General features: G+C 52.5%; 2 protein-coding genes and 1 pseudogene. All 3 read right to left on the bottom strand.

Translation table 11 applies throughout. From position 1 onward, the window contains the following. Nucleotides 1–594 (bottom strand): annotated as a pseudogene (locus AC3B8H_RS20720) (IS256 family transposase); the annotation flags it as partial. Nucleotides 595–661: 67 nt separating this feature from the next. Next, entirely contained in the window at nucleotides 662–883 is a 222-nt protein-coding gene (locus tag AC3B8H_RS20715; RefSeq protein ID WP_488443409.1) for an MbtH family protein, read from the bottom strand. 240 nt (nucleotides 884–1,123) lie between these two features. Beyond that, on the bottom strand, nucleotides 1,124–1,636 hold the full coding sequence (locus AC3B8H_RS20710; protein WP_488443408.1) for an RNA polymerase sigma factor: 513 nt from the start codon (nucleotides 1,634–1,636) through the stop codon (nucleotides 1,124–1,126). Nucleotides 1,637–1,995 lie beyond the last annotated feature (359 nt).

The raw sequence follows: 1,995 nt of genomic DNA, 5'->3' as shown, positions 1-1,995 counted from the left end.
TTGATGCCAATCGCCAGATAGACGGCCTTGACACGAACAGCGCCGGTGTCACGCACTTTGACGTGAATACAGTCGAGATAGATAATCGGGTAAATCGGCTCCAGCGGTCGGGATTGCCAGGCCTTGACCTCATCCATGACGGCGTCGGTCACGGTGGAAATCAGCGATGACGAGACCTCGGTGCCATAGAGCTCTTCCAGATGGCTCTGTATCTCCCGTACCGTCAGGCCACGGGCGTAGAGGGAAATGATCTTATCGTCGAAGCCAGTCCAGCGCGTCTGATGCTTGGCAACGATTTGCGGCTCAAAGCGGCCGTGACGATCACGGGGAATTTCAATGGACAATTCACCAAAATCGCCTTTGAGTGTCTTGCGACTCTTGCCATTACGGGCATTGCCGCTGGGATTGACGATGGCTTCATGCCTGGCATGGCCGAGATGATCGGTCATGCCAGGCTTCCAGCGCCCGCTCGACCAAGGCTTTGGTCAATTGCTTCAGCAGGCCGTTTTCGCCAATCAGGTCTTCGGGTTTTTGATAGTGCGACATCAAGGCGTCAAGTAGGTCATCCGGTATGGCTTTTGATGATACGGTCATGGTTTCCTCCTTATCAGGATCGGTAGCTTCCTACCTCAGGGCCGTTTACACAAAAATTCTTACACCCTCATTCCAGCCCATCCTCCCGCATATGCTGCCGTAAGCTCAGTGGTCGCATGTCGGTCCAGACTTCCTTGATGTAATCCAGACATTCCTGCTTGGGCCCTTTGGGGCCGACGGCGCGCCAGCCGTTGGGGATTTCCTTGTAGTCGGGCCAGATAGAGTATTGTTCTTCGTGATTGATGACGACTTGGTAGGTGGTGGTGTCTTCTTCTTCGTCCCAGCTCATTGGAGCCTCCGGTTTCTGTTGAAAAGGCGGTTGGTTTTCGACGGTCTCGCAAAGCCCGTTGCCTGAATTTTGATTAGAACTGATCGGTTTGTTTTCCGCAGCGGTCATTGCTTCTCCGGCGGCTGGTGGCAACGGCGCCGACCGTTTTGATAAGCCGGTTGCGCCGAATTGGCGATGCCGTTGTCCGACCGTCGAGGCGGAGTGATTCCGTGGAGTAGACGACTTTAGGGGCTGAGTTCCTCAGTCGTTGCTTAAATCAGCTTGGCGATTTTTGAACTGCTTGCGGCAGTGGAGCAGCGCTCTAGCTAACAGTTTTTCAACCGCGCTGTCGGAAATGTTCATCTCGACCGCGATTTCCGCGTAGGTCATACCGTATACCCGGTTCAGCACGAATGCCTTTTTGGCCCGTTCGGGCAGTTCTTCGACGATGCTCGAAAAAATCGCCAGCTTTTCGTTGACCAGCGCCAAGTGTTCTTCGGAGGGGGCTTCTTCGGCGATGTCCAGCGTGGGTTCGGTGCTGTAGACGTGTTTCTCGGTGACCTTACGGTGCTTGATGTGGTCGTAAGCCAGATTGCGGGCGGTACGGAATAAAAAGCCGCGCGGATGCTCGATAACCTGCTTTTGCGATTCTTTGGAAAAAATGATGAAGCATTCCTGAACCAGCTCGGCGGCGATATCCGGGCAATCGACGATCCGCGCCAGATGTTGTTGCAATTCCGACTGGTGATCCAAATAGATAGATTCAAGCTTCATTGTAATTCCCTCTGCTATACGGTTGACTGGCCGGATACTGGCTTGTTATCTGCAATGCTTATGAATAGATCTTTGGAGACGCTAGGGTTCATGGGGCGCCTATAACGTACTACCGGTGGGTGAATTACATATTGGAAGCCTGTCCGGAAAGACTCGCTGGAGTGCAGCAGATTTCAAGCCAACTGAAGATTTGCGTAGTTTCAGCGGTTTAGCGCTTCATGTTGCTTGCTTGAGCAGGCTGTTGGGTGAAATGACCTTATTAAACCATGTCAAATAACATAGAAGAATTTTTTGGTCGCTTATAGGGGGGGCTAAGGACGGAAAAGATATACGGCGGCGAAAATTCAAGCAGCCGGTTA

It is taken from the genome of Methylomonas sp. BG-2 (genome assembly GCF_057766305.1).
This window is presented reverse-complemented; position numbering and strand designations above follow the sequence as displayed.